The organism is Mycobacterium stomatepiae, assembly GCF_010731715.1.
Taxonomy (GTDB): domain Bacteria; phylum Actinomycetota; class Actinomycetes; order Mycobacteriales; family Mycobacteriaceae; genus Mycobacterium; species Mycobacterium stomatepiae.
The window spans coordinates 1468082-1491664 of record NZ_AP022587.1 but is presented as its reverse complement, the minus strand read 5'-3'; the positions used below and the strand labels follow the sequence as shown (position 1 = coordinate 1491664).

The 23583-nt window shown below is 67.1% G+C and carries 23 protein-coding genes and 5 pseudogenes; 21 read left to right on the top strand and 7 right to left on the bottom strand.

Annotated features, from left to right (window positions below; all coding sequences use genetic code 11):
* Positions 1–3: 3 nt before the first annotated feature.
* Together G6N54_RS07035 and G6N54_RS07030 are read right to left on the bottom strand one after the other, a co-directional pair.
* Positions 4–396: pseudogene (locus G6N54_RS07035) on the bottom strand (3-phenylpropionate/cinnamic acid dioxygenase subunit beta); the annotation flags it as partial.
* Positions 386–562: pseudogene (locus G6N54_RS07030) on the bottom strand (aromatic ring-hydroxylating dioxygenase subunit alpha); the annotation flags it as partial. The pseudogenes G6N54_RS07035 and G6N54_RS07030, both read right to left, overlap by 11 nt.
* Before the next feature lie 136 nt (positions 563–698).
* Here G6N54_RS07030 and pcaH point away from each other — a divergent pair.
* The 3 genes from pcaH to G6N54_RS07015 are packed head-to-tail and all read left to right on the top strand — an operon-like array spanning position 699 to position 3131.
* A complete protein-coding gene (pcaH, locus tag G6N54_RS07025; protein WP_163789262.1) occupies positions 699–1445 on the top strand; it encodes a protocatechuate 3,4-dioxygenase subunit beta in 747 nt (248 codons plus the stop codon).
* A complete protein-coding gene (locus G6N54_RS07020) occupies positions 1438–1902 on the top strand; it encodes a peptidase associated/transthyretin-like domain-containing protein (RefSeq protein WP_163789260.1) in 465 nt (154 codons plus the stop codon). Before pcaH ends, G6N54_RS07020 begins: the two co-directional genes overlap by 8 nt.
* Positions 1899–3131 (top strand): lyase family protein, encoded by a 1233-nt coding sequence (locus tag G6N54_RS07015; RefSeq protein WP_163789258.1) that lies wholly within the window; start codon positions 1899–1901, stop codon positions 3129–3131. Before G6N54_RS07020 ends, G6N54_RS07015 begins: the two co-directional genes overlap by 4 nt.
* On the opposite strand, the gene G6N54_RS07010 is transcribed toward G6N54_RS07015, so the two are convergent.
* Positions 3081–3809, bottom strand: coding sequence for a TetR/AcrR family transcriptional regulator (locus tag G6N54_RS07010; RefSeq protein WP_163789257.1), 729 nt, complete (start codon positions 3807–3809; stop codon positions 3081–3083). The genes G6N54_RS07015 and G6N54_RS07010 overlap by 51 nt on opposite strands.
* 188 nt (positions 3810–3997) lie before the next feature.
* Between G6N54_RS07010 and G6N54_RS07005 the strand changes: the two are divergent.
* Positions 3998–4267, top strand: a pseudogene (locus G6N54_RS07005) (dsRBD fold-containing protein); the annotation flags it as partial.
* Between the two features lie 116 nt (positions 4268–4383).
* Here the strand turns inward: G6N54_RS07005 and G6N54_RS07000 are convergent.
* Positions 4384–5037 (bottom strand): annotated as a pseudogene (locus tag G6N54_RS07000) (dienelactone hydrolase family protein); the annotation flags it as partial.
* 23 nt (positions 5038–5060) lie between these two features.
* Positions 5061–6185: an Rv2629 family ribosome hibernation factor gene (locus G6N54_RS06995; RefSeq protein ID WP_163789254.1), complete on the bottom strand. Its 1125-nt coding sequence runs from the start codon at positions 6183–6185 to the stop codon at positions 5061–5063.
* Positions 6186–6408: 223 nt separating this feature from the next.
* On the opposite strand from G6N54_RS06995, the gene G6N54_RS06990 reads away from it, so the two are divergent.
* The 4 genes from G6N54_RS06990 to G6N54_RS06975 all read left to right on the top strand — a co-directional run bounded on the left by G6N54_RS06990 (position 6409) and on the right by G6N54_RS06975 (position 10480).
* A complete protein-coding gene (locus tag G6N54_RS06990) occupies positions 6409–6891 on the top strand; it encodes a flavodoxin family protein (protein WP_163789252.1) in 483 nt (160 codons plus the stop codon).
* 206 nt (positions 6892–7097) lie between these two features.
* Positions 7098–8336: an alpha/beta hydrolase family protein gene (locus tag G6N54_RS06985; protein WP_372513166.1), complete on the top strand. Its 1239-nt coding sequence runs from the start codon at positions 7098–7100 to the stop codon at positions 8334–8336.
* A gap of 14 nt (positions 8337–8350) precedes the next feature.
* Positions 8351–9754 (top strand): wax ester/triacylglycerol synthase family O-acyltransferase, encoded by a 1404-nt coding sequence (locus tag G6N54_RS06980; protein WP_163789250.1) that lies wholly within the window; start codon positions 8351–8353, stop codon positions 9752–9754.
* A 69-nt stretch (positions 9755–9823) separates the two neighbouring features.
* Positions 9824–10480 carry an SRPBCC family protein gene (locus G6N54_RS06975; protein WP_276056232.1) on the top strand — a complete coding sequence of 219 codons (657 nt, stop codon included), beginning with the start codon at positions 9824–9826 and terminating at the stop codon, positions 10478–10480.
* Between the two features lie 45 nt (positions 10481–10525).
* Here the strand turns inward: G6N54_RS06975 and G6N54_RS06970 are convergent, their stop codons facing one another.
* A complete protein-coding gene (locus tag G6N54_RS06970; RefSeq protein ID WP_163789245.1) occupies positions 10526–11308 on the bottom strand; it encodes a class I SAM-dependent methyltransferase in 783 nt (260 codons plus the stop codon).
* Between the two features lie 183 nt (positions 11309–11491).
* Between G6N54_RS06970 and G6N54_RS06965 the strand changes: the two genes are divergently transcribed.
* Genes G6N54_RS06965 through G6N54_RS06950 form a run of 4 tightly spaced genes read left to right on the top strand, consistent with a single transcriptional unit; the run spans position 11492 to position 13928 of the window.
* Positions 11492–12166 carry a helix-turn-helix transcriptional regulator gene (locus G6N54_RS06965; RefSeq protein ID WP_163789236.1) on the top strand — a complete coding sequence of 225 codons (675 nt, stop codon included), beginning with the start codon at positions 11492–11494 and terminating at the stop codon, positions 12164–12166.
* Between the two features lie 8 nt (positions 12167–12174).
* A complete protein-coding gene (locus G6N54_RS06960) occupies positions 12175–12588 on the top strand; it encodes a hypothetical protein (protein ID WP_276056231.1) in 414 nt (137 codons plus the stop codon).
* A gap of 40 nt (positions 12589–12628) precedes the next feature.
* Complete coding sequence (locus G6N54_RS06955) at positions 12629–12976, top strand: cupin domain-containing protein (protein ID WP_163789233.1); 348 nt, start codon at positions 12629–12631, stop codon at positions 12974–12976.
* A 4-nt stretch (positions 12977–12980) separates the two neighbouring features.
* A complete protein-coding gene (locus G6N54_RS06950) occupies positions 12981–13928 on the top strand; it encodes an NAD(P)H-dependent flavin oxidoreductase (RefSeq protein ID WP_163789231.1) in 948 nt (315 codons plus the stop codon).
* An 8-nt stretch (positions 13929–13936) separates the two neighbouring features.
* On the opposite strand, the pseudogene G6N54_RS06945 reads toward G6N54_RS06950, so the two are convergent.
* A pseudogene (locus tag G6N54_RS06945) lies at positions 13937–14391 on the bottom strand (DUF1990 domain-containing protein).
* 69 nt (positions 14392–14460) lie between these two features.
* Here G6N54_RS06945 and G6N54_RS06940 point away from each other — a divergent pair.
* The 9 genes from G6N54_RS06940 (at position 14461) to G6N54_RS06900 (ending at position 23582) form a co-directional block, all read left to right on the top strand.
* Positions 14461–15336 carry an aldo/keto reductase gene (locus G6N54_RS06940; protein ID WP_163789228.1) on the top strand — a complete coding sequence of 292 codons (876 nt, stop codon included), beginning with the start codon at positions 14461–14463 and terminating at the stop codon, positions 15334–15336.
* Positions 15337–15357: 21 nt separating this feature from the next.
* Positions 15358–15984, top strand: coding sequence for a PaaI family thioesterase (locus tag G6N54_RS06935; RefSeq protein ID WP_163794561.1), 627 nt, complete (start codon positions 15358–15360; stop codon positions 15982–15984).
* Positions 15985–16072: 88 nt separating this feature from the next.
* On the top strand, positions 16073–17062 hold the full coding sequence (locus tag G6N54_RS06930; protein ID WP_163789226.1) for a glycosyltransferase: 990 nt from the start codon (positions 16073–16075) through the stop codon (positions 17060–17062).
* 130 nt (positions 17063–17192) lie between these two features.
* Entirely contained in the window at positions 17193–19247 is a 2055-nt protein-coding gene (gene thrS / locus G6N54_RS06925) for a threonine--tRNA ligase (protein WP_163789224.1), read from the top strand.
* Entirely contained in the window at positions 19240–19800 is a 561-nt protein-coding gene (locus tag G6N54_RS06920; protein ID WP_163789222.1) for an HIT family protein, read from the top strand. Before thrS ends, G6N54_RS06920 begins: the two co-directional genes overlap by 8 nt.
* Positions 19797–20462 carry a phosphatidylinositol phosphate synthase gene (gene pgsA / locus G6N54_RS06915; protein ID WP_163789220.1) on the top strand — a complete coding sequence of 222 codons (666 nt, stop codon included), beginning with the start codon at positions 19797–19799 and terminating at the stop codon, positions 20460–20462. Before G6N54_RS06920 ends, pgsA begins: the two co-directional genes overlap by 4 nt.
* On the top strand, positions 20459–21409 hold the full coding sequence (locus G6N54_RS06910; RefSeq protein ID WP_163789218.1) for a phosphatidylinositol mannoside acyltransferase: 951 nt from the start codon (positions 20459–20461) through the stop codon (positions 21407–21409). The genes pgsA and G6N54_RS06910 overlap by 4 nt, the downstream gene beginning before the upstream one ends.
* Positions 21409–22533, top strand: coding sequence for a glycosyltransferase family 4 protein (locus tag G6N54_RS06905; RefSeq protein WP_163789216.1), 1125 nt, complete (start codon positions 21409–21411; stop codon positions 22531–22533). The genes G6N54_RS06910 and G6N54_RS06905 overlap by 1 nt, the downstream gene beginning before the upstream one ends.
* Positions 22533–23582: an NUDIX hydrolase gene (locus G6N54_RS06900; protein ID WP_163789214.1), complete on the top strand. Its 1050-nt coding sequence runs from the start codon at positions 22533–22535 to the stop codon at positions 23580–23582. The genes G6N54_RS06905 and G6N54_RS06900 overlap by 1 nt, the downstream gene beginning before the upstream one ends.
* Position 23583 lies beyond the last annotated feature (1 nt).

Sequence of the window (23583 nt, the reverse complement as noted above, 5' to 3'; positions counted from 1 at the left end):
CATTCACAGGAACACCGCCAGGTTCTGCATCCGCAACACCGACTCGTCGGCATTGATCGTGCGCCGGGCGAGTTTCCACCGATCATCGCACCAGCGCAGCACGTCTTCGCGACCGCATGACAGCAGCGCGCTCTCGTTGACGTCGCCGCGGCTGCGGAATAGCAGCTCCGCCGACTCGACCACCAGGTGCCCGGGATTGTCGTCTTCGAAGGTGCGCACGTTGGTGATGAAGTGGCGCAGCCGCGACGGCGGATCCTCGGCCCACACATGTTCGGTGCCCATCCGCGCGACCCGCTGGCTCAGCGAGTACTTGTCCTCGTCGAAGTGGGCCATTCCCGGTTTCGGAAACGGCGACGCGCCGAACTCGGCGCCGCGTGCGGTCGTCCTCGCCGTCGGCGTCGCGGGTCAGGATGAACGAATCGTCGAGGACTCGGCGCACCACGTAGTCGCCGTCCTGCGGGATCTCCGATTCGTGGCCCACGAACGTCCACGCCCGGCTGAACAGGCGCTCTTTCTCGAGCGCGAACAGTTCGTCGTCGTTGTAGATGTGCGCGGGGATCATGCCGCGGCGCACATTCTCGAACAGGCCGTTCTCTGCCACCAGCACCCCGTTGCTCTGTTTTACAGAAATAAATTCCGCTTAGTAGAATCTTGCAGAATGCCCGGGCTGGTCAATTAGGCGGGTAGCCTCACGGTTCGTGAGGGCCGCACCGGAGCGCGTCGCGTCGCAGGGGGACATCACGGCGGAGATCGCCGAACTCGCGGCTCGGCACGCCGGCGGTACGGACCCGCGGCCCCGGCTGGACTATCCGCCGTACCGCAGCAGCGCGCTGCGCCACCCGAAACAACCCCTGCTGCTGGTGGATCCCGACGACCTCGAGCGCTGCGCGCCGTGTTTCGGCGAGCGTGAGGTCGATCCCCTCGACGCCGACCTGACGGCCGGCCATCCCGGCGAACCGATCGGCGAGCGCATCGTCGTGGCCGGGCGCCTGCTCGACCAGTCGGGGCGACCGCTGGCCGGCCAGCTGATGGAGATCTGGCAGGCCAACGCCGGCGGCCGCTACCGTCACCAGCGCGACCAGCATCCCGCTCCGCTGGACCCGAACTTCGTCGGGGCCGGCCGCTGCCTGACCGGGCCCGACGGAACGTACCGATTCGTGACCGTCAAGCCCGGCCCCTATCCGTGGCGCAATCACCACAACGCCTGGCGCCCGGCGCATATCCATTTCTCGCTATTCGGCACGGCATTCACCCAGCGCCTGGTCACCCAGATGTACTTCCCGGGCGACCCGTTGTTCGGCCTGGACCCGATCTTCCAGTCGGTGCTGGATCCCGCCGCGCGCCAACGGTTGATCGCCGACTACGACCACGGGCTCACCGAGCCGGAGTTCGCGACCGGGTATCGATGGGACATCGTGCTGGCCGGCGGTTCCGGATATGACTGAATTGGCTTGCACCCCTGGGCAAACCGTCGGTCCGTTCCTCGATCTCGGGCTGCCGTGCCGCACCCACCTGGTCGACGACCCCGCGGCGATCCGGCTGCGCGGCACGGTTTTCGACGGGGCCGGCGAGCCGGTCCCGGACGCGGTCGTCGAACTCTGGCAGGCCGACGCCGGATGGGGCAGGGCCGCAACGGACGCCGCCGGGAGCTATTGCTTCACGACCATCGCGAGCCCGCCGTTCTTCGCCCTCGTCGTCTTCGCTCGCGGACTGCTGGACGGGCTGTTCACCCGCGCCTATCTGCCCGGCGCGCAACTCGACCCGGTGTTGGGGACCCTCGACGCCGGCCGGCGGGCAACCCTATTGTGCGTGGCCGAAAGCCGAGCCGATTACCGGTTCGACATTCACCTGCAGGGTCCGCGCGAGACCGTGTTTCTGGCGTACCGGGATGCCGGGGGATGACCAATCTGTTGTGGCCCGGCGATCACCGCGCCGGCGAGCACATGACCGATCGCGCGCTGCTGGGCTCGATGGTGGCGGTGGAATCCGCCTGGCTGGGCGCCCTGGCTGCCGCGGGCCTGGCGCCGGCCGACGCCGACCTGTCGCGGCTGGTGGGCCACGAGGACGTGGCAGCGCTCGCGCTGGGCGCCGAGGACAGCGGCAACCCGATCGTCGGTGTGGTCGAGCTGCTGCGCCAGCGGGCCACGCCCGGCATCCGCCCGTGGATCCACCGCGGGCTCACCAGCCAGGACGTCGTGGACACCGCGCTGATGCTGGGCGTGCGTGCCGTCGCCGACGAGCTGAGAACACAGCTACGCGAACAGGTTTCGGCACTGACCTCGCTCGCGAACCTGCATCGGGGCACCCCGATGGTGGCCCGTACGCTCACCCAGCACGCCGCGCCCAGCACGTTCGGCGCCAAGGCGGCCCGGTGGTGCGACGGCGTCGTCGACGCGTACGAACGGCTTAGCGGTCTGGTCACCCCGATCCAGCTGGGTGGTGCCGTCGGAACATGGTCGGCCACCACCGAACTCGCGACGCTGCTCACCCGCGCGGGCGACCCGACGGAAGTTGCCGAACGGGTAATGCACACTGCGGCAGCAACTTTAGGCCTGCATGTGCGGACGCCATGGCACACCACCCGGACGCCGATTACCGCCGCGGCCGACGCCTTCCTCGGCTGCACCGACGGCTGGGGCCGGATCGCGTCGGACGTCGTCACGCTGGCTCGTCCCGAGATCGGCGAGCTGAGCGAGCCGGCCGCCGATCGGCGTGGCGGCTCGTCGTCGATGCCGCACAAGCGCAATCCGGTGCTGTCCATCATGATCCGGCGGACCGCGCTATCCACACCGCAGCTGGCGGCTGCCCTGCACACCGCGGCGGCGCTGGCCAACGACGAACGTCCCGACGGCGCGTGGCATGCCGAGTGGGACACGCTGCGGACCCTGGCCCGGCGGACCGTGATTGCGGGCTCCCAGTGCGGCGAGCTGCTGGCCGGGCTGCGGGTGCACGCCGCGCGGATGGCCGAGAACCTCGGGGCGGCAGAGGTGCTCGGTGAGCAACGGGCGATCGCCGACCTAGCCGGAAAGCCTTCGTCGCCAACCTATTTCGGCGCCGTCGACCGGTTGATCGACGAGAGCCTACGTCGTGCCGAGCGGGTAGTCGGCAAGCGAGGCCACGGTATCCCGTAGCGCCAGCGTGGCGTGCCCGGCCGAGGCGTTGCCGTCCTCGTAGATGCTGGCCAGCCAGATGTGCACCAGGGTGTCGATCACCCGGTCCTCGCGGATCGCCGGTTCCTCGGTGGTGAACGTGGCGGCCATCACCCGCTCGCTCAACATGTTCAGCGCGATGGACAGATCCTCGGCCGCGATGGTGTCCGGTGCGGCGCCCCGCTCACGTTCGGCCTTGATCGCGGTGGTGGTGAACGTGATCCATTTCTGCATCAGCGTCGCCCACACGTGCCGGACCTCGGGGTTGGTGGACTTGGCCGCCGCACCGGCCACCGCGACCGCGCGGTGGGATCCCGACACCTCGAAGAACGCCTCGATCCGGTTGCGCCACAGCGTCGCCGGGTCGCCGGACAGCGTGGCCCGCAGCGACTTGAGGGCCGCGTGTGCCTTGGTGTTCATCTGGTCCAGCAACGACAGCAGCACCGCGTTCTTCGACCGGAAATAGAAGTAGAAGATGGGGCGGGAGATGCCCGCGCCTTTCGCCAGATCGTCGACAGAGAAGTCGGCCAGCGGCCGCTCTTCCAGGAGCCGCTCCGCGGTGGCCAGAATTGCCTTCTCTCGGTCGTCGCCCGCGTGATGCGACGCCCGCCGGCCGCGCGAGGCGTGCGTGTACCCGGTGGACGTCGAGGGGTCGGACACTGCACATACCCTAGGGGTACCTCGATATATGTCAGGGAAATTGTTGATTAATACGAACGAGAATGTCGATTAAGTTCAACATCGCGCAGTGGCGCGTCGCGCAACCTACAAACGACTCCGGGAGTAGGGACTTCCGCCCCTACTTCGTACCTGCCCCGCGATGGTCGCATCTAATACATCGATCAACGATGCGCCAACGTGGGCGAATCGGACGGCAGGATAGGGAGACCCGTGAGGAACGCGAGGAGCGCACCCGGGCGAAGGCGCGTCTGTCCTGGTCGGGTCAGAAGTTCGTCGGTGTCGGTTGGGCACGACTCGATCCGGCGGACGAGCCGGTGGCTCGGATCGGCGACGAACTCGCCATTGCCCGGGCACTGTCCGACTTGGCGAATCAGCTGTTCGCCTTGGCGTCAATCGATATCCAGGCCAGTACCCACGAACCGGTCACGCGCCTGCATCTCTGCGCCTGCCGGTGGGTTGAAAGCCGCGGCGGTCCCGGACTCCTCCTACCCCTTCCGGGACCGCCGCTTTCAAAGCAATGCGCAGCACACCACGAGAGCGGCTGTTCGCCAGGCTATTTCGTGAAATTCTCGGGCGCCGCCGGATCGAGGTGGCCGAGGAACCAGTCGCGCGCCAAAGCGGCCACCTGTTCAAGTGTGCCCGGCTCCTCGAACAGGTGGGTGGCACCGGAAACCACGGCGACTTCACACTCGGCTGGGATCGCCGCCTGCGCCTGCCGGTTCAGCTCGAGAACCGTCTCGTCGCGCCCACCGACTATCAATAGGGTCGGAGCTTCCACTTTGCGAAGTAATCCGTTCGCCAGATCGGGCCGCCCGCCGCGCGACACCACCGCCGCGACCTTGATACCGGGATGAGCGGCCGCCGCCAGCGCGGCGCCCGCCCCGGTGCTGGCGCCGAAGTAACCCACCGGCAATGACGCGGTATCGGGTTGCGCGGCCAGCCACGCCGTGACGTGGATCAATCGGCGCGTGAGCAATCCGATGTCGAAGACGTTGGCCCGATCACCTTCTTCCTCGGGCGTCAGCAGGTCGAAAAGCACCGTGGCCAACCCCGCCCTGTTGAGGACGTCGGCGACATAGCGATTACGAGGGCTGTGTCTACTGCTGCCGCTGCCATGCGCGAACACCACGACACCCTTGGGGTGTGAGGGGATGGTGAGCTGCCCGACCACCGATGCCGGCCCGACGGCCACCCGGATTTCCTTGTCTATCATGGTGATCGCCCCCGCTCCTACGGTTGCTGACTGGACAGGCGTTCGTTGGCGGCATACCGCAACAAGGCGGCAATCCCGTCGGCGGGTGCGATCAGATCGTTGGCCCGGGTCAACGATGCGCCAACGGCGATCGCGGCGAAGGGCAACGCCTCATCGGCTCGTGCGATGCGCTCGGCGGGTTCGCCGAGTTCGGACAACACATCGGAATCCGGCGCGATGGTGGTCAGCGCGTGGCCGGTGACCACAGTGGTGTCACCCAGCTCACCGACGATCAGGGTATCGACGTCGCCGGCACGCAACGCCTCGCACACCGCGCCGAGCCCTTGCGCCGCCAAGCCGGAGCCGCGCCCGATCTCGGATTCGAAGCGATCGGCGATGGCGGTCAATTCGAGGCCGCGACGCCGAGCGAACTCCGCCGTGGTCACGTCGTCGATCTCGTCTTCGCCGGCACGGCCTTTGCGGGCACCGCCGGGCAACTGCGAGACCCGCTCGGCCACTCGCTGTGGTAACTCGGCAAGCAGATCCGCCCGGGCGGGTACCGCTCCGCTGATGAAAATGACCTCGGGATCCGCGTCGTCCACCAACCGGGTCAAGTGATCGGCGATCGCGCGGCAGTTCATCCGGACGGCTTCGTCGGTCGCGTGCTGGAGATCGCCGTACCCGTTCCAGCCCGCGGTCGCCGGCTTATGCGCCGGGCGGCCCGCACCTTCGATGCTGGTGGATCGGACAGTCTCGCCCTCGTGCAGGCTGACATCGGCGCCGGTGTGGTCGACCGCGGCGAACACGTAAACCGGTCGCCGCATCTCACCGGTGACCAGGGGCAAGATGTACGGGTACGCCGAGAAGCGAACCACCGTGCTCGGGGGAGGGCTGCTGAGCTGTTCGTCGACCAGCACCCGATCACTGGTCGCGATCAGAGCTCGGCCGCGCCGGCCCACCGCGGGGCGGTGGTGCAGCACCACACCCTCGAGAGTGCCGAGAAGCGCCGTTCCCGCCCCCATGTCTTCGAGGTCTCTGCGGATATCGCGCCACTTCGCTTCGAGTTGCTCGACAGCACCGGCCGTGTCGTGTGAGTCGTCGAAATACACCGAGGCGAAAGGACCTTCCGCCTTCACCAGCCGTCTGAGGCGTTCGGATCGCATGGCATACCTTCGCTGTTTGTCTGGCCTTTACTGTTGGTCAACCGTATGAAGGGCGAGCGCGGTCGGCCAGAGCCGTTAGCCCTTTGGTGTGGGCCTTTAGTCCCGTGGTCTGGTTGCCCTCATCCGACAAGTGACCAACGCCCCGGGTCCTTCGTGCCTTTGCGCCTTTACCGGATGCCCGGGGCGGGACGCAGCATGGAATTCCGCAGAAAGGAGTCCATCCATGAAGGCACTGATCGTGTGCTCCTCGAAATCACACGGCAATACCCGCCGCATCGCCGATCGGATGGCGCAGGTGCTCGAATGCGAGGTGGTCACACCCGAGTCGGTCGACCCCGCGACGCTGGGCGGATACGACCTAGTGGGTTTCGGATCCGGCATCTACTACATGGCAGTGGATCCCAGGCTGCGCAGCCTGATACGCCACGTGCCACGCGCGGACCGTGTCTCGGCCTTCACGTTCTTCACCAGCGGTGCCCGGGAGATTCCATTGTTGGGCTATCACAAGCCGATACGGAAGATGCTCGAGGCGAAGGGCTTCGAGGTGATCGGTTCGTTTTCCAGCCGGGGATTCGACACGGTGGGGCCGTTCGGATTCATCGGCGGGATCAACCGGGACCGGCCCAATGATCACGACCTGGATCGTGCCGCGGCACTGGCGGCCCGCCTCCGCAAACGGGTCGAGAGTTCCCGGGCCGTCGGTTGAATACGCGGTGGCCGGGCAGTTGGTGATCTGCAACCGCCCGGCCAGCGCCCTCATCTAGTCCTCTCGCGTGCACCCCGACGCTACGACGTTCCGCGGACCGGCACGAGTGACTAAAGTCCTTTGTCCCAGCGAGATTTTCGCGATGTGTAACGGGCCGTAGGTCCCTAACGCGCCGCTCGACAAGGTGTTAGCGTGCCGCCATGGCGATGCCCACCGAAGACGACGCACACCAGCGTGGCGTGCTTGCGCGAGGCGCACCCGCCGGCGCCTTGGGTGGAGCCATCACTCCCTTCGTGCACACCGGGCAGTACATCACCCGGTCGTGGCGCGACTACCTTGGTGGGCCGGACGAACTTCCGATCGCCCGGCCCACCATTGCCTTGGCGGCGCAAGCCTTTCGCGACGAGATCGTCTTGATGGGCCTCAAGGCACGCCGACCGGTCAGCCGGCCGGAGGATTTCGCGCGCATCACGCGCGAGGTGACCGACGCAGTCGCGTTCTATGGGAACAAGGGATGGCTGGACAAGCCACAGGGCTTCTTCGGGAAGCCGCCCGAGCTTAGCGACGTCGAGATTCGAAAGGTCAAAGATCGCAGACGTTCCTTCCACCGCACCTTCTTCGGCAGCGGATACGCACCACATGCGGGCGAGCCCGGCGCGCAACGCTGGCTGAGCTACAGCGCGAACAACCGCGAGTACGCGTTGCTGTTGCGCCACCCGGAACCACGTCCCTGGCTGGTGTGCGTTCATGGAACCGAAATGGGTCGTGCCGCACTCGATCTCGCTCTGTTCAGATCGTGGAAACTGCACGATGAACTCGGACTCAACGTCGTGATGCCGGTCCTCCCGATGCACGGGCCGCGCTCGCATGGCCTGCCAAAGGGGGCGGTGTTCCCGGGGGAGGATGTGCTCGACGACGTGCATGCGACCGCCCAGGCGGTGTGGGATATCCGCCGGCTGTTGTCCTGGATTCGGTTGCAGGAGCCCGAATCTCTGATCGGCTTGAACAGCCTGTCACTCGGCGGCTATGTCGCGTCGCTGGTCGCCAGCCTCGACAAGGGCCTCACCTGCGCGATACTCGGCGTACCCGTGGCTGACCTGGTCGAATTGCTCGGGCGCCACTCCGGTCTGGGGCCCGACGACCCTCGCCGTCAGACAATGGAATTGGCCGAGCCCATTGGGCGCATGGTGTCGCCGCTGTCGCTGACTCCGCTCGTGCCCATGCGGGGCCGCTTCATCTACGCCGGCATCGCCGACCGTGTGGTTCATCCACGCCGGCAGGTCACGCGGCTCTGGGAGCATTGGGGCAAACCGGAAATCGTCTGGTACCGCGGTGGCCACACCGGATTCTTTCGTTCACAACCCGTGCAGCGATTTGTGTGGGAGGCACTGCTGCAGTCCGGGCTTCTGGACGCAGCGGCCACGCAGCGCTACCGCCCGGCCTAGTTGCGGAGGTTGACATGCATCCGCTGGACCCGCTGGACGCGGCGATGATGGCCGCCGAGTTGGTGTCGAGCCCCATGCATGCCGGCGCTGTGCTGATCCTGGCGCCGCCCGCGGATGCCGGCCCGGCCTACGTCGACGAACTGTATCGGGAGACACTCGCCGCAAACGAATCGATCGATCCCAGGCTTCGCCGATATCCGCACCGTGGCGTCGACACCGCCGGCATCTGGATGTGGCGCGAGTACACCACCCTCGATATGAGTCGACATTGCTTGCGCCGCACCATATCTGGTGGCGACGGCGCGTTCTGGCAATTGATCGGCGAGCTGGATGCCGAACGCCTCGACAGGTCCGGTCCGATGTGGATGTCGTATCTGATCGACGGTCTCGACGATGGGCGATTCGCCTTCTACATCAAGGTGCACCACACCCTGATCGACGGTGTGGCCGGTCTCCGAATGATCGCCGACGCGTTGACGAGTGACCCGAAGCGTCGGTCGATGCCGCCGTTTTATGCCGACCACACCGACGACTCCGCGTTGCCGCGCGAGTCGACGGGATTGCTGTCCCGGTTGACGGCACCGGTGCGGGCTCTGGTCGACACCGCGACGTCGGGGGTCGGCCTGATCGAACGGGTCGTCACCGGAGAGCTATCGACGATGGTCGACGGCTTGGTGGGCTACACGACCGGGTGGCCATTTGGAGCGCCCTACACGCGATTCAACGGCCGGCTGGGCTCCGAGCGGACGGTCTGCGCGGGCAGCTGGTCCAAGCAGCGCATCCAGGCGGTGCAGGACTCGGCCGGGGTCACCGCGAACGACGTGGTGACCGCGATGGTCGCCGGCGTGGTGCGGCTCTGGTTGCGGGACCACGGCGAATTGCCGAACCAGTCATTGGTCGGCGTCTGCCCGATCACGGTGCGCGCGCGCCGAGGCGAACCGTCGATTGACCAGCACGGCAACATGTTTGGTCTATGGCTGTGCCCGTTGGGAACCAACCTCGATGATCCGATCGCGCGATTGGGTCTGATTCACCGGTCGATGTCGGAAGGTAAACACTGGGTGGCGAAACGGGGATCGGCGGCGTCGCTGCTGACGAATGCGGCGAGCATCGCCGCCACGGTGATTTCTCCGCTGCTGCCGTTCACGCCGAGGATACGGACGGGGTTCAACATCCCGATTTCGCACGTGCCGGGCCCGTCGGACGAAATGTATTGGAACGGTGCGCATGTCGAAGAGATCTATCCGGTGTCGACCGTTTACGACGGAATGGCGCTCAACGTGACGACCTGCTCGTATTCCGACCGCATCGGATTCGGCTATGCGGCCGGTCGTGATGCGATGCCGGATATCGACGCCCTGATACCGCTTACCGAGCACTGCCTTGCCGAACTCGAATCCGCCGTAGGCGTGCGTTGATGCAGGCAAAGGGGACTTCGGCCCCTACCGGTGCGGATGCACACGTGGTCAGATCGAAAGGTGACGCACCTGATCAGACCGGTCGCCAAGACCGCTGTGCTGCTGGCGCTGCTGTACGGCGCCCGACGTTATTACCGCAACTGGGGCACAACCAAAGCGGAATGCCGGATGGTGCTGCCCGGCGATAGGTTGGTGGCCGATCCCGCCGTGCAGACCACCGAAGCGATTTACATCGACGCCCCCACGGCGGCGGTCTGGCCTTGGCTGATGCAGATGGGCCTGGACCGCGGCGGTTTCTACGGCTGCGAGGCGGTGATGAACCTCGCCGGTCTCGGTTATCGCCACACCGATCGGGTGCACGCGCAATGGCAACAACTCGCGGTGGGGGATCCCGTCCGGCTGGCTCCCGAAGGTTGGCTCGGCCTGCCCGACGGCGTGACATTCAGCGTCGCGGAGATCGTGCCCGAAAAGTACCTGGTGCTGCGCGCTACGACATCGGATCCGCGCTGGGATGCGGTGTGGTCGTTCCACGTTCAGCCGCACTGGGAGGACCGGGTGCGACTGTTGACCCGAGCCAGGGTCGCGCTGCGCCGACCGGGTGAAGTGTTCGCCATGGAATTGCTCAGGCCGGTGGTCGCCTTCGGCACGCGGGGCTTGCTGCTCGGCATCAAACGCCGCGTAGAGAGGTCGTCCGCGGGCGTCCCGCACAACAGCAACGCCCGCTAGGGATGGCGCGCCGGCTGGTCGCACGCAACAGGACGAGGCAGGTGGCTATTCGGGCTTGCGGGCGACGATCGCGACGGCGGTCAGTCGCTCACGATGCTTGCGGAACGTGGCGCGCATCGTCAGCACCCGCTTGCGCGCGTCTGGATTGAGGAGCAGGTTTCTGGCAAATCGCAGCGCACCCGAGAGCCCCTCGTCGGCGACGATCCGGCGCGGCTGCAACAGCGCCATCGGTGCGGTGACGACGCGGTCGACGACCAGGCCGTGGTCGGACAACAACCGCGACCATTCGGCGATCGTCAGCGGCCGCGCGTTGACCTTGATTGCGCGGGCCAGCGACTGCCGGATCTCGGTGCTGATCTCCTCCGAGACGGTGTCGGGTGTCAGCGCGAGCTCGTGGATCGCGTAGCGGCCACGCGGGCGCAGCACGCGCGCGGCCTCGGCGACGATGGCGTGCTTGGCGGAGTCGCCCTGCATCGTCAGCATCGCCTCGCCGATCACCACGTCGCGACTGGCGTCGGGCAGTCCGGTGTCCGCGGCGTCGGCGAGCCGGACCGTTCCGGATCCTGCGATCACGCCGCGAACGGCTTCGGCCGCGTCGGGGTCCTGCTCGGCGCCCACGTACGACCGTGGCCGGTGGGTGAGAATCTCGGCGGCGGTGCGGCCGAGGCCCGGCGCCAGCTCGAGGACGTCGGCGTCGGTGACCTCGGCGCCGGCCAGCATCGTGCGGGTGAGCCCGACGCCGCCGGGGCGAAGGACACGTTTGCCGAGCCGCGCCAGCAGCCAGTGGCCCGCAACGCTGTCGTCGGTGCGACTTGACATGGGAGCCATGGTCTTTCCCGTCCTTCTAGTTTTCACAATCGCAATTGTGTAAACTCTACCGCATGACCTACGGCGTCGGAAGGCCCTGTATGGGGTGGCCGGGCGGAGCGGCCAAGCTCGGCGCGCTCGGCGTCGAGGCGCCCGTGGTGGCCGCACCGAAAGCCGACGTTTCCGAAGGAGCGTGAGGCACCCATGCCATCCGAAGCCACGCCGGCGGGGGAGTCCGCGAGCCGCCGTCGTGAGGTGCTGCGGGTACTGCGAACGTCCGGCGAGCCGATGACCATCGTCGCGATCGCCGACGCGCTGGGCGTGCATCCCAACACCATTCGTTTCCACCTCGACAGCCTGATCGGCGACGACCTGGTGGAGCGGGTTGAGTCGGGCCGCAGGGGGCCGGGGCGTCCGCCGTTGATGTTCCGGGCGGTCCGTCAGATGGATCGCGGCGGGACGCGGCACTACCGGTTGCTGGCCGAGATCCTGACGATGGCGTTCGCGGCCGACACGGATCCCGCCGCCCGGGCGCGGGCCGCGGGGCGGGCGTGGGGACGACGGCTGGATTGGAGCCAGGCGCCGCGCGAGGCGCCGACCCCGGATGAGGCCATCGACCACCTGGTCGAGGTGCTCGATCGGCTCGGCTTCGCACCCGAGCGGCGGCGAGCCGACGGGGAGCAGCAGGTCGGCCTGCGGCACTGCCCGTTCCTGGAGCTCGCCGAAAGCCGAACCGCCGTCGTTTGTGCCGTGCACCTTGGACTGATGCAGGGCGCGCTGGAAACCTGGGGGGCCCCGGTTGGCGTCGACCGTCTCGAGGCGTTCGCCGAACCCGATCTGTGTGTGGCACATCTCGAGTTGCAGGAGGCCTGTCCGTGAGCACCGAAATGGCAGTCGCAGTCGCGGTCACCTTCGTCTGGCTCGGCATGGTGCTCGCGATCTCGTTCCTGGAGGCGCCGCTGAAGTTCCGGGCGCCGAACGTCACCCTGCAGATCGGACTTGGCATCGGGCGCTTGGTCTTTCGGGCGCTCAACACCGTCGAGGTCGCGTTCGCCATCGTGATCCTGGCGGTCGTGGTGGACGGCCCGATGCCGAGGCGGATCGGCGTCACGTTTGCCGTCGCGTTCGCCATGCTGGCGATCCAGCTGATCGCGGTGCGTCCCCGGCTGACTCAACGCTCGGACCAGGTGCTGGCCGGGCTGGACGCACCCCGCTCCCGCGCCCACCACGCCTACGTCGGTTTAGAGGTGGTCAAGGTCGTCGCGTTGACCGTGGCGGGGATACTCCTATTGACCGCTTGACACCACGGATAGCCCACCGTCACACCAAGGGGACGCAGCAATGCAATCGATCTCACTCACCAGCCTGGCCGCCGAAAAGCTGGCCGAAGCCCGGCAGTCGCACAGCGGACGCGCCGCGCACACCATCCATGGCGGCCACGACCACGAACTCCGGCAGACCGTGCTCGCACTGCTCGCCGGCCACGACCTCTCGGAACACGACAGCCCCGGCGAGGCGACGCTGCAGGTGCTGCAGGGTCACGTGCGCCTGACGACCGCCGGCGACTCCTGGGATGGTAAGACGGGCGACTACGTTGCGATACCGCTGGAGCGGCACGCTCTTGCCGCGATCGAGGATTCGGTGGTCGTGCTGACGGTACTGAAGTCCATTCCTTCTGTGACACACTAGCCACATGCTATTGACTTCATGGTCAAAGGATTTCGGCCTGCGGGTGCCTATCGTTAACGCTCCAATAGGCGGGGTCGCGGGCGGTCGGCTAGCTGCAGCGGTTACCGCGGCTGGTGGCTTGGGCATGGTCGGCATGGGCACTTCGGCAACTAGGGAATCGCTGGCAGCCCAGTTGCAACATGTCGAGGGGCGATTCGGAATCGGCCTGGTGGACTGGGTGGTACGCGGCCAGCCGGGGCTGTTAGAGGATGCCTTGGCGGCGCGCCCGCTTCTTTTGTCGGTCAGTTTCGGTACCGACTGGTCCTGGGTCGCCAAGGCTCATGAAGTCGGAATCACCACTGTCACGCAAGTATTCGACGCTACCGAAGCTCGTCAAGCGGTTGACGGGGGCATCGACATCGTGGTGGCGCGCGGTTCGGAGGGTGGCGGGCACGGTGATACGAAGCTCGGGACGCTACCGTTGCTCGACACAGTTTTGGACGCGGTGTCGGTGCCGGTCCTGGTGGGTGGCGGCGTAGCCACAGCACGAAGCCTGGCTGCGGTGCTGGCGGCTGGAGCCAGCGGAGCGTGGGTGGGCACGCGGTTGATGGCGTGTCCGGAGAGTTTGACTAGTGACGGTAGTCGCCGCGCGGTGATCGCAGCCGAGGCCACCGACACCGTCGTCACTCGGATCTTCGATATCGCCGAGGATCTGGCTTGGCCAACGCGGTTTCCGTCGCGGGTGCTGGCGAACGACTTCGTCACGCGCTGGATGGGTAAAGAGGACGCGCTTGCCGGCGACCAATCGGCTCACGATGAGTTGGCTGCCTCGATCAAAGCCGATGACCGTAGCATCGCCGCGGTGCACACCGGTCAGGCAGTCGGCATGATCCGCGACGACGCATCGGTCGCCGAGGTCATCGACGCGATGTGCACCGGCGCCTTGCGGCTGCTCACTAGCTGGGGCGCCTAGCCCGGCCGTCAGACCGCGCGCAGGTAGCGCTGCGCGATCAGGCGCTGGCCGATCTTCACCACCGGGCCACCGGCCTTGCTCCACCAGGTCGCCGGGCGGGAGAACGCCGTCACCTCCGCGAAAACCGCGTCCGTCGCCGGCTCGCGCCGCACCACGAAGCGTTCCTCACCGCATTCCGGATGCCCGGGCAGGGTGCCGTAGCCGAAGCCCCGGATGTCGGGCTCGTCGACGATGAAAACAACCGGCACGGCGCGGGCAGAAAAACCAATCGCACCACCACGATCGCGTCGAGCACGACGACCTCGCTGCTGGCCTGCACCCCCAGGCCCGAGCCGCGCTGCATGCCCCAATGCATGACCGCATCGGCGGCCTGCTCGAACCGCTGCCGCCCCGTGCCGATCTGACGCTCGACGTATTGGTGGTGATATCCGACCGGCCGGTCGCCGGCCGCCGTCGCACCCACCTCCCGGTATGTCAGCGGAAGCTGCTCGAGCGCTGCTAGGTCCACGCGCCCGAGCGTACGGTCGTAGAGGTGACCGCACAAAACTCGAAAACCGTTGCCTCCGCGTCCGGAACGTTCACGTTCGGAGGCGATCTGACCGTCAACCGCCTCGGGTTCGGGGCGATGCGCATCGTCGGCACGGGCGTTTGGGGCCCACCCGCCGATCGCGACGAATGCGTCCGGGTGTTGCGCCGCGCCGTCGAGCTCGGCGTGGACCTGATCGACACCGCGGACTCCTACGGCCCGTACATCTCCGAGGAGATCATCCGAGAGGCGCTGTACCCCTACGACGACCTGGTGATCGCCACCAAGGCCGGGTTCTTGCGGACCGGTCCGAATGCCTGGATCGAGATGGGTTTCCCGGCCTACCTACGCCAGGAATGCGAGATGAGCCTGCGTCGCCTGGGTGTGGAGACCATCGATCTCCTGCAGCTGCACCGCGTCGACCCCAAGTGGCCGCTGGCCGACCAGGTCGGTGAGCTGGCCAAGCTGAAGGACGAGGGCAAGGTCCGCCACATCGGGCTGTCCGAGGTCAACGTCGACCAATTGAACGAGGCGCAGCAGATCACCCCGATCGTCTCGGTGCAGAACATGTACAACCTGACGGTCCGCCGGGCCGAACCGCTGCTCGACGCCGCGACCGAACAGGGCGTCGGCTTCATCCCGTACTTCCCGCTGGCGGCCGGGCCGCTCGCCGCCGCCGACGGCCCGCTGCAACGGATCGCCAAGGACCACCACGCCACGCCGTCGCAGCTGGCGCTGGCCTGGCTGCTGAAGCGCTCGCCGGTGATGCTGCCGATTCCGGGCACGTCGAAGGTGTCGCACCTGGAGGAGAACGTGGCCGCCGCCGAGATCACACTCACCGACGAGGAGTTCGAGACCCTGGCGGCTGCCGGAGCGCAGTAGCGGGCCACCCAATACGGTGGTCTGGTGGCCGGCGAGCATCAGGAACACCCGGGCGGGGGATTCAACCCACCCGTACCGACGACCCAGGGTGGACCCGACTACGGCCGGTTCATCGACGCGGTGCGCAAGCTGCAGGATCATGCGCGCGCCGTCGACGCGCCCGATGAGGTGATCAGCGAGGCCGCGGACACGCTGGAGAAGCTGTCCGCGCTGCTCAGCCCGTACGACGCCGACGAATGGGCGTCACCGTCGGGCCGTCGGATGGACCTGCCGGTGCGCGGCAACATCCTCACCGTGCCGTTGTCGTCCCGCAAGACCGAGGACGGTCGGATCGAGGGCACGGCCCGCTTCGCTCGGTTTCACCTGGGCCGCAATGGCGCCGTGCACGGCGGATCGCTGGGAATGCTGTTCGACACGGTGCTCGGCCTGACCGCGTCGGTGCTCACCGGCAGCCCCCGTCAGCGCACCGCGTACCTGAAGATCAATTACCGCAGCATCGTGCCGATCGAAAAAGAGCTGCAGTTCGACGCCGGCGTCGACAGCGTGGACGGCCGCAAGATCTTTGTGTCGGGCAGCTTGACCGACGGCGACACGCTGCTGGCCGAAGCCGACGCGTTGTTCGTGAAACTCAAGCCGGGCCAGCCCTGACCCATCCCGTTTCGGCGAATGATAACCCTGACAAATTATTGTCTTGACAGACTATTGCACAGGTGTAGATTCAGCTACCGAGGTAGCTATGGTCACGACCAGGTTCAGCATGTGGCGCACAGTGACCGCCGCGGTACTCGCGGCGAGGCCGGCGGTTGCGCTCAGGCCGGCCCGGCGTCCGCAATTGACCGACATCCGACCGTCCGTCGCGATCGTTATCCCGGCCCATAACGAAGAACTTTTCATCGGCAGCTGCCTCGAGTCTTGCCTTCACCAAACGTCGCCGCCGGACGAAATCATCGTCGTCAACAACAGGTCGACCGACGGCACCGAGTCCATCGTGCGGCGATACCAAGCGCAGCAGCCTCAGATGGGCATTTGCCTGCTCGATCAAAGTGAGACTCAGGGCATTGCGCCGACCCGCAACCGCGGATTCGACCATGCGCGAAGCGACGTGATCGGCCGGGTGGACGCCGACTCCGTCATTGCCACCGACTGGGTGGCCACCGTCCGCCGCCGCTTTGCGGAGCCGAAAATCGCCGCGGCAACGGGACCTGTCAGCTATTACGACATGCCAATCCGGCGACTGTTCTTCCGGATGGACTGCATGGTCCGCGCCTGGTTGCGATTCAGCTGCAGCGACCAACCGTTCTTGCTCGGGGCGAATATGGCGATTCGTAGCTCGGCATGGAGGGCGGTCCGCGAGCAGACGCGGCTGGATCCAGAAGATCTGCTGCATGAAGACATCGACCTGGCATTGACGCTCTTCGAGAACCACTTCAATGTCTGCTACGAGCCGACACTGATTGCGGCCACGTCCGGTCGACGGCTGGAATGCTCCCCGCGCGAGTTCTATCGCTATGCCACGCGCTACTCCAGAACCATCACGGCGCACGGAGGCAAAAGCCGCGCAGCACGCACGACGATCGCGGTCCTGCTGGTGGGCTACTTCCCGGCCCGCGTGCTGCGGTTCTTCTATGACACCGACAACCGTCGACCCACGGTGTCGCAGCTGCGGGCCGCGCCACATCGGGATCCGGTGCGCGCTCACGCGGCGCAACCGCCGACTGGGCGGTAGCCGAGACGGGGTGAGCCCGGTTAACCAGTAATGCCCCGGGCTCTTTGAGGTGCGCCCCGATAGCATGGCATCGACCAATCAGGATGATTGGTGACCCCCAACGCAAACTAAGCCCTGGAGACCCAACGCAATGAGCGCCCCCGCACAATCGATCCCAGCAGCCCCGATCCGGGTTCCTGCCGGGACTACGGCGGCCGCGGCGGTCGGGGAGGCGGGGTTGCCGCGCCGGGGTACACCGGACGCGATCGTCGTGGTGCGTGACGCCGACGGCAAGCTGCGTGACCTGAGCTGGGTACCCGACGCCGACGCCGAGGTGGTCCCGGTCGCGGCCAACACCGACGAGGGCCGCAGCGTCATCCGGCATTCGGCCGCGCACGTGCTGGCCCAAGCCGTCCAGAACCTGTTCCCGCAGGCCAAATTGGGAATCGGGCCGCCCATCGCGGACGGCTTCTACTACGACTTCGACGTGGCGGAGCCGTTCACCCCCGAGGACCTGGCCAAGCTGGAGAAGCGGATGCGTCAGATCGTCAAGGACGGCCAGCTGTTCGACCGGCGGGTCTACGAATCCAAGGACGCGGCGCGTGAGGAACTGGCCAACGAGCCTTACAAGCTCGAACTCGTCGACGACAAGTCGGGCGATCCCGACGTGATGGAAGTCGGAGGCGATGAACTCACCGCCTACGACAACCTCAATCCCCGTACCCGCGAACGGATCTGGGGCGACCTGTGCCGCGGCCCGCACATCCCGACCACCAAGCACATCCCGGCGTTCAAGCTCACCCGAAGCTCGGCGGCCTACTGGCGCGGCGACCAGAGCAACGCCAGCCTGCAGCGCATCTACGGCACCGCCTGGGAGTCGCAGGAGGCACTCGACAAGCACCTGGAGTTGCTCGAGGAGGCGCAGCGGCGCGACCATCGCAAGCTGGGCGTCGAGCTGGACTTGTTCAGTTTCCCCGACGAAATCGGTTCCGGCTTAGCGGTTTTCCACCCGAAGGGCGGCATTATCCGCCGGGAGCTGGAGGAGTACTCGCGGCGCAAGCACATCGAGGCCGGCTACGAGTTCGTCAACACCCCGCACATCACCAAGGAGCAGCTGTACATCACCTCGGGTCACTTGGAGTGGTACGCCGACGGCATGTACCCGCCGATGCACCTGGACGCGGAGTTCAACGCCGACGGCACGGTCCGCAAGCCCGGGCAGGACTATTACCTCAAGCCGATGAACTGCCCGATGCACCACCTGATCTATCGGTCCCGCGGTCGCTCCTACCGCGAGCTTCCGTTGCGGCTCTTCGAGTTCGGCAGCGTGTACCGCTACGAGAAGTCGGGCGTGGTGCACGGGCTGACCCGGGTGCGCGGCATGACGCAGGACGACGCGCACATCTACTGCACGCGAGAGCAGATGCGCGACGAGCTGACCTCGCTGTTGCGCTTCGTGCTCGACTTGCTCGCCGACTACGGGCTCAACGACTTCTATCTGGAGCTGTCCACCAAGGACCCGGAGAAGTACTCGGGCTCCGACGAGATGTGGGACGAGGCCACCGAAGTCCTGCAGGAGGTGGCCGTGGCCTCCGGGTTGCATTTCGTTCCCGACCCCGGCGGCGCGGCGTTCTACGGCCCGAAGATCTCGGTGCAGGTCAAGGACGCGTTGGGTCGCAGCTGGCAAATGTCGACCATTCAGCTCGACTTCAACATGCCGGACCGATTCGAGCTGGAATACACCGCGTCCGACGGCACCCGGCAGCGGCCGGTGCTGATCCACCGGGCGCTGTTCGGGTCGATCGAGCGGTTCTTCGGCATCCTCACCGAGCACTACGCGGGGGCCTTCCCGGCGTGGCTGGCGCCGGTTCAGGTGGTCGGTATCCCGGTCGCCGACGAGCACGCGGCCTACCTGGAAGATGTTGCCGCGCAACTGAGGTCGCGGGGTGTCCGGGTGGAGGTGGACACCAGCGACGACCGGATGGCCAAGAAGATCGTGAACCACACCAACCAGAAGGTGCCGTTCATGTTGCTGGCCGGTGACCGTGACGTCGAGGGCGGGGCGGTCAGCTTCCGCTTCGGTGACCGCACCCAGATCAACGGCGTGCCCGTCGACGCCGCGATCGATACCATCGTGAAGTGGATCGCAGACCGCGAGAATGCCGCTCCCACACAAGAACTGGTGAAGGTAGCCGGCGGTGAGTGAGCAGGACAGCGAGGACACGATTCTCGACAGGGGTGTCGGCGATCGCGACCAACTGCAGCGGCTGTGGACGCCGTACCGGATGACGTATCTGGCCGAGGCGCCGGCCACGCGCGACAACGGCAAACCCGAGGAGCCGTTCACCGACATTCCGCAACTGCCCGACGAGGAGGGTCTGGTGGTGGCGCGCGGCGAACTCGTCTACGCCGTGCTCAACCTCTACCCGTACAACCCCGGGCACTTGATGGTGGTGCCCTACCGGCGGCTGTCCGAGATCGAGGACCTGACCGTCGCCGAGAGTGCGGAGCTGATGGCCTTCATCCAGAAGGCGATTCGGGTGATCAAGAACGTGTCGCGGCCGCACGGCTTCAACGTCGGCCTGAACCTGGGAACGTCGGCAGGCGGCTCACTGGCCGAACATCTGCACGTGCACGTGGTGCCGCGCTGGGGTGGTGACGCGAACTTCATCACGATCGTCGGCGGCGCGAAGGTGATCCCGCAGCTGTTGCGAGAGACGCGGCAGTTGTTGGCCACCGAGTGGGCCAAGCAGCCGTGAGTAAGGCGCCCTTCCTGTCCCGGGCCGCATTCGCCCGGCTCACCACTCCGACGGCCCGGGCGCTGCTGCGGCTGGGTTTGACGCCGGACGCCGTCACGATCGTGGGCACCATTGCGTCGGTGGCAGGAGCGCTGGTGCTGTTCCCGATGGGCAAGCTGTTCGCCGGTGCGTGTGTGGTCTGGTTTTTCGTGCTCTTCGACATGGTCGACGGTGCGATGGCCCGCGAGCGCGGCGGCGGCACCCGGTTCGGCGCGGTGCTCGACGCCACCTGCGACCGCGTCAGCGACGGCGCGGTATTCAGCGGTCTGCTGTGGTGGATTGTCTTCAGCCTCCACGACAAACCGCTGGCGGTGGCGACGTTGATCTGCCTGGTCACCTCCCAGGTGATCTCCTACATCAAGGCCCGGGCCGAGGCCAGCTGCCTGCGTGGCGACGGCGGCCTGATCGAACGACCGGAGCGGCTGATCATTGTGCTGGTCGGCGCGGGGGTGTCGGACTTTCCGTTCGTAGCCTGGCCGCCGGCGCTGCCGGTGGCGATGTGGGTGCTCGCCGCGGCCAGCGTGGTCACCTGCGTACAGCGGTTGCGTGCGGTGCGAACCTCGCCCGGCGCGGCCGAACCCCTGCCGCCCAATCCGGGAAGCCGCGAAACAGGTACGCCGTGATCTCCACTCCGCCCGGCCTCAAGGCGCTCACGGCGCCGCGCGACCTGTTGACCAGGACGGCGAGCGACTGGGTGTACGCCGCCGGCTGGATGGCGGTGCGCGCGGTCCCAGAGTTCGCCGCGCGCAACGTATTCGACACCGGGGCGCGTTACGCCGCCCGCAATGGCGGACCTGAGCAGCTGCGCAAGAACCTGGCCCGGGTGATCGGGGTGCCGCCGGCGCAGGTGCCCGACAGCCTGATGCGGGCCTCGCTGGCGTCCTACGGCCGCTACTGGCGCGAGGCCTTCCGGCTGCCGTCCATGGACCATCGCCGGTTGGCCCAGAAGATCGATGAGTTGTTCCTCGGGGCCGACAATATCGATGCGGCCCTGGCCGTGGGCCGGGGCGCGGTGTTGGCGCTGCCACACAGCGGCAACTGGGACATGGCCGGGGTGTGGCTGGCGCAGACGCGCGGCACCTTCACCACCGTCGCCGAGCGACTCAAACCCGAATCGCTGTACCGCCGTTTCATCGCCTACCGGGAAAGCCTCGGCTTCGAGGTGCTGCCGCTGTCCGGTGGCGACCGGCCCCCCTTCGAGGTGCTGAGCGAACGGCTGCGGGCCAACCGCGTGGTGTGCCTGATGGCCGAACGGGACCTCACCCGCACCGGCGTCGAGGTCGACTTCTTCGGCGAGCCCACCCGGATGCCGGCCGGGCCGGCCAAGCTCGCGATCGAAACCGGGGCGGCGCTGTGCGCGGCGCACTGCTGGAATGAGGGCGACGCCTGGCGGGTATCCATCAGCACGCCGCTGGACTGCTCCAGCGGCGACGTCAAAACGATCACTCAGGCGCTGGCGGATCGGTTCGCCGCCAACATCGCCGCCCACCCTGAGGATTGGCACATGCTGCAGCCGCAGTGGCTGGCCGATCTCTCCGACGACAGACGTGCCCGGCTGAAGGAAGCCTGATGCGAATCGGGATGGTCTGCCCCTACTCGTTCGACGTGCCGGGCGGGGTGCAGTCGCATGTCCTGCAGCTCGCCGAGGTGTTACGCGACCGGGGCCAACAGGTCAGCGTGCTGGCTCCCGCGTCGCCGCACGTCTGCCTGCCCGAGTACGTCGTCTCTGCCGGCAAGGCCATCCCGATTCCCTACAACGGCTCGGTGGCGCGGCTGCAATTCAATCCGGCGGTGCACGGCCGGGTCAGAAAGTGGCTCCTAGAAGGTGAGTTCGATGTGCTGCATCTGCACGAACCGAACGCCCCCAGCCTGTCGATGTGGGCCCTGCGGATCGCCGAGGGCCCGATCGTGGCCACCTTTCACACCTCGACCACCAAATCGCTGACGCTGTCCGTCTTTCAGGGCCTGCTGCGGCCGTTGCACGAGAAGATCATCGGCCGGATCGCGGTGTCAGACCTGGCCCGGCGCTGGCAGATGGAGGCGCTCGGGTCTGACGCAGTGGAGATTCCCAACGGGGTCGACGTCGCCGCGCTGGGCTCGGCGCCGCGGCTGGACGGGTATCCACGGCCGGGCAAGACGGTGTTGTTCCTCGGCCGCTTCGACGAATCACGCAAGGGTATGGAGGTGCTGCTGGAGGCGTTGCCGCGGGTGGTGGAGCGTTTTGCGGACCTGCAGGTGCTGGTCGTCGGCCACGGCGACGAGGACGAATTGCGCACGGACGCAGGCGCTTTGGCGCAGCACATGCGCTTTCTCGGTCAGGTCGACGACGCCAAAAAGGCGTCGGCGATGCGCAGTGCGGACGTCTACTGCGCGCCCAACATCGGCGGTGAGAGCTTCGGCATCGTCCTGGTAGAGGCGATGGCCGCGGGCACGCCGGTGGTGGCCAGCGACCTCGACGCCTTCCGCCGGGTGCTGCGCGACGGCGAGGCCGGCCGGCTGGTGCCGGTCGGCGATGCCGCCGGGCTGGCTGACGGGCTGATCGAGATGCTCGAAAACGACGCGCTGCGTGAGGGTTACGTCGCCGCGGCCAGCGATGCGGTCGCCCGCTACGACTGGCAGGTGGTGGCCAGCCAGATCATGCGGGTATACGAAACGGTCGCCGGCTCGGGCGTCAAGGTTACGGTGGCCGGCTGATGGCCTGGCCGCTGCTCGTCATCCTGCTGCTGATCGTGCTGATCGCCGTGCTGGCGACGATCGGTGGCTGGGCACTGCAGACGGCGCAGCGGCTGAACCGCCTGAACATCCGTTACGACCTGTCCTGGCAAGCCCTCGACAGCGCGCTGGCGCGGCGCGCGGTGGTCGCGCGCGCCGTGGCGATCGACGCCTACGGTGGCTCCACGAATAGCCCCGAAGGCCGGCGACTGGCCGGGTTGGCCGACGCCGCCGAGCGGGCGCCCCGGCAGTCGCGGGAGAACGCCGAAAACGAGCTGTCGGCGGCGCTGGCGATGGTTGACCCCGCGGCAGTGCCGGCCGGCCTGATCGCCGAGCTGGCCGACGCCGAGGCCCGGCTGCTGCTGGCCCGCCGGTTCCACAACGACGCGGTCCGCGACACTCTCGCGCTCGGCGCGCGGCGGCCGGTGCGTGCCCTGCGGCTCGGTGGAACAGCTTCGTTGCCAAGCTATTTCGAGATCGTCGAGCGACCGCATGCACTGTCGTATACCGGTCACGGGGTGCCCAAACACCGGACCTCGGCCCGGGTGGTGCTGCTCGACGAGACCGGCGCGGTGCTGCTGCTGTGCGGTTCGGATCCGGCGATCGAGGAATCGGCGCCCCGGTGGTGGTTCACGGTGGGTGGCGAGGTACGCCCGGGCGAACGGCTGGCCGAGGCCGCCGCGCGAGAGTTGGGCGAAGAGACCGGGTTACGGGTCGAAGCGGCCGACATGGTCGGGCCGATCTGGCGGCGCGACGAGGTCTTCGAATTCAACGACGTGCTGATCGACAGCGAGGAATTCTTCTTCGTGCGGCGTACCCAGCGTTTCGAGCCGGTCTGCACGGGCCGAACCGAATTGGAACGCCGCTACATTCACTGCCACCGCTGGTGCGACGCCGACGACATCGCCGAACTGGTGGCCGCGGGGCAGACCGTGTACCCGCGCCAGCTGGCCGAACTGCTTTCCGACGCGGTCGCGGTGGCCGACAACGACGCACCGGGCCGGCTGCCCCAGCTGCAGTCCATCCGCTGAG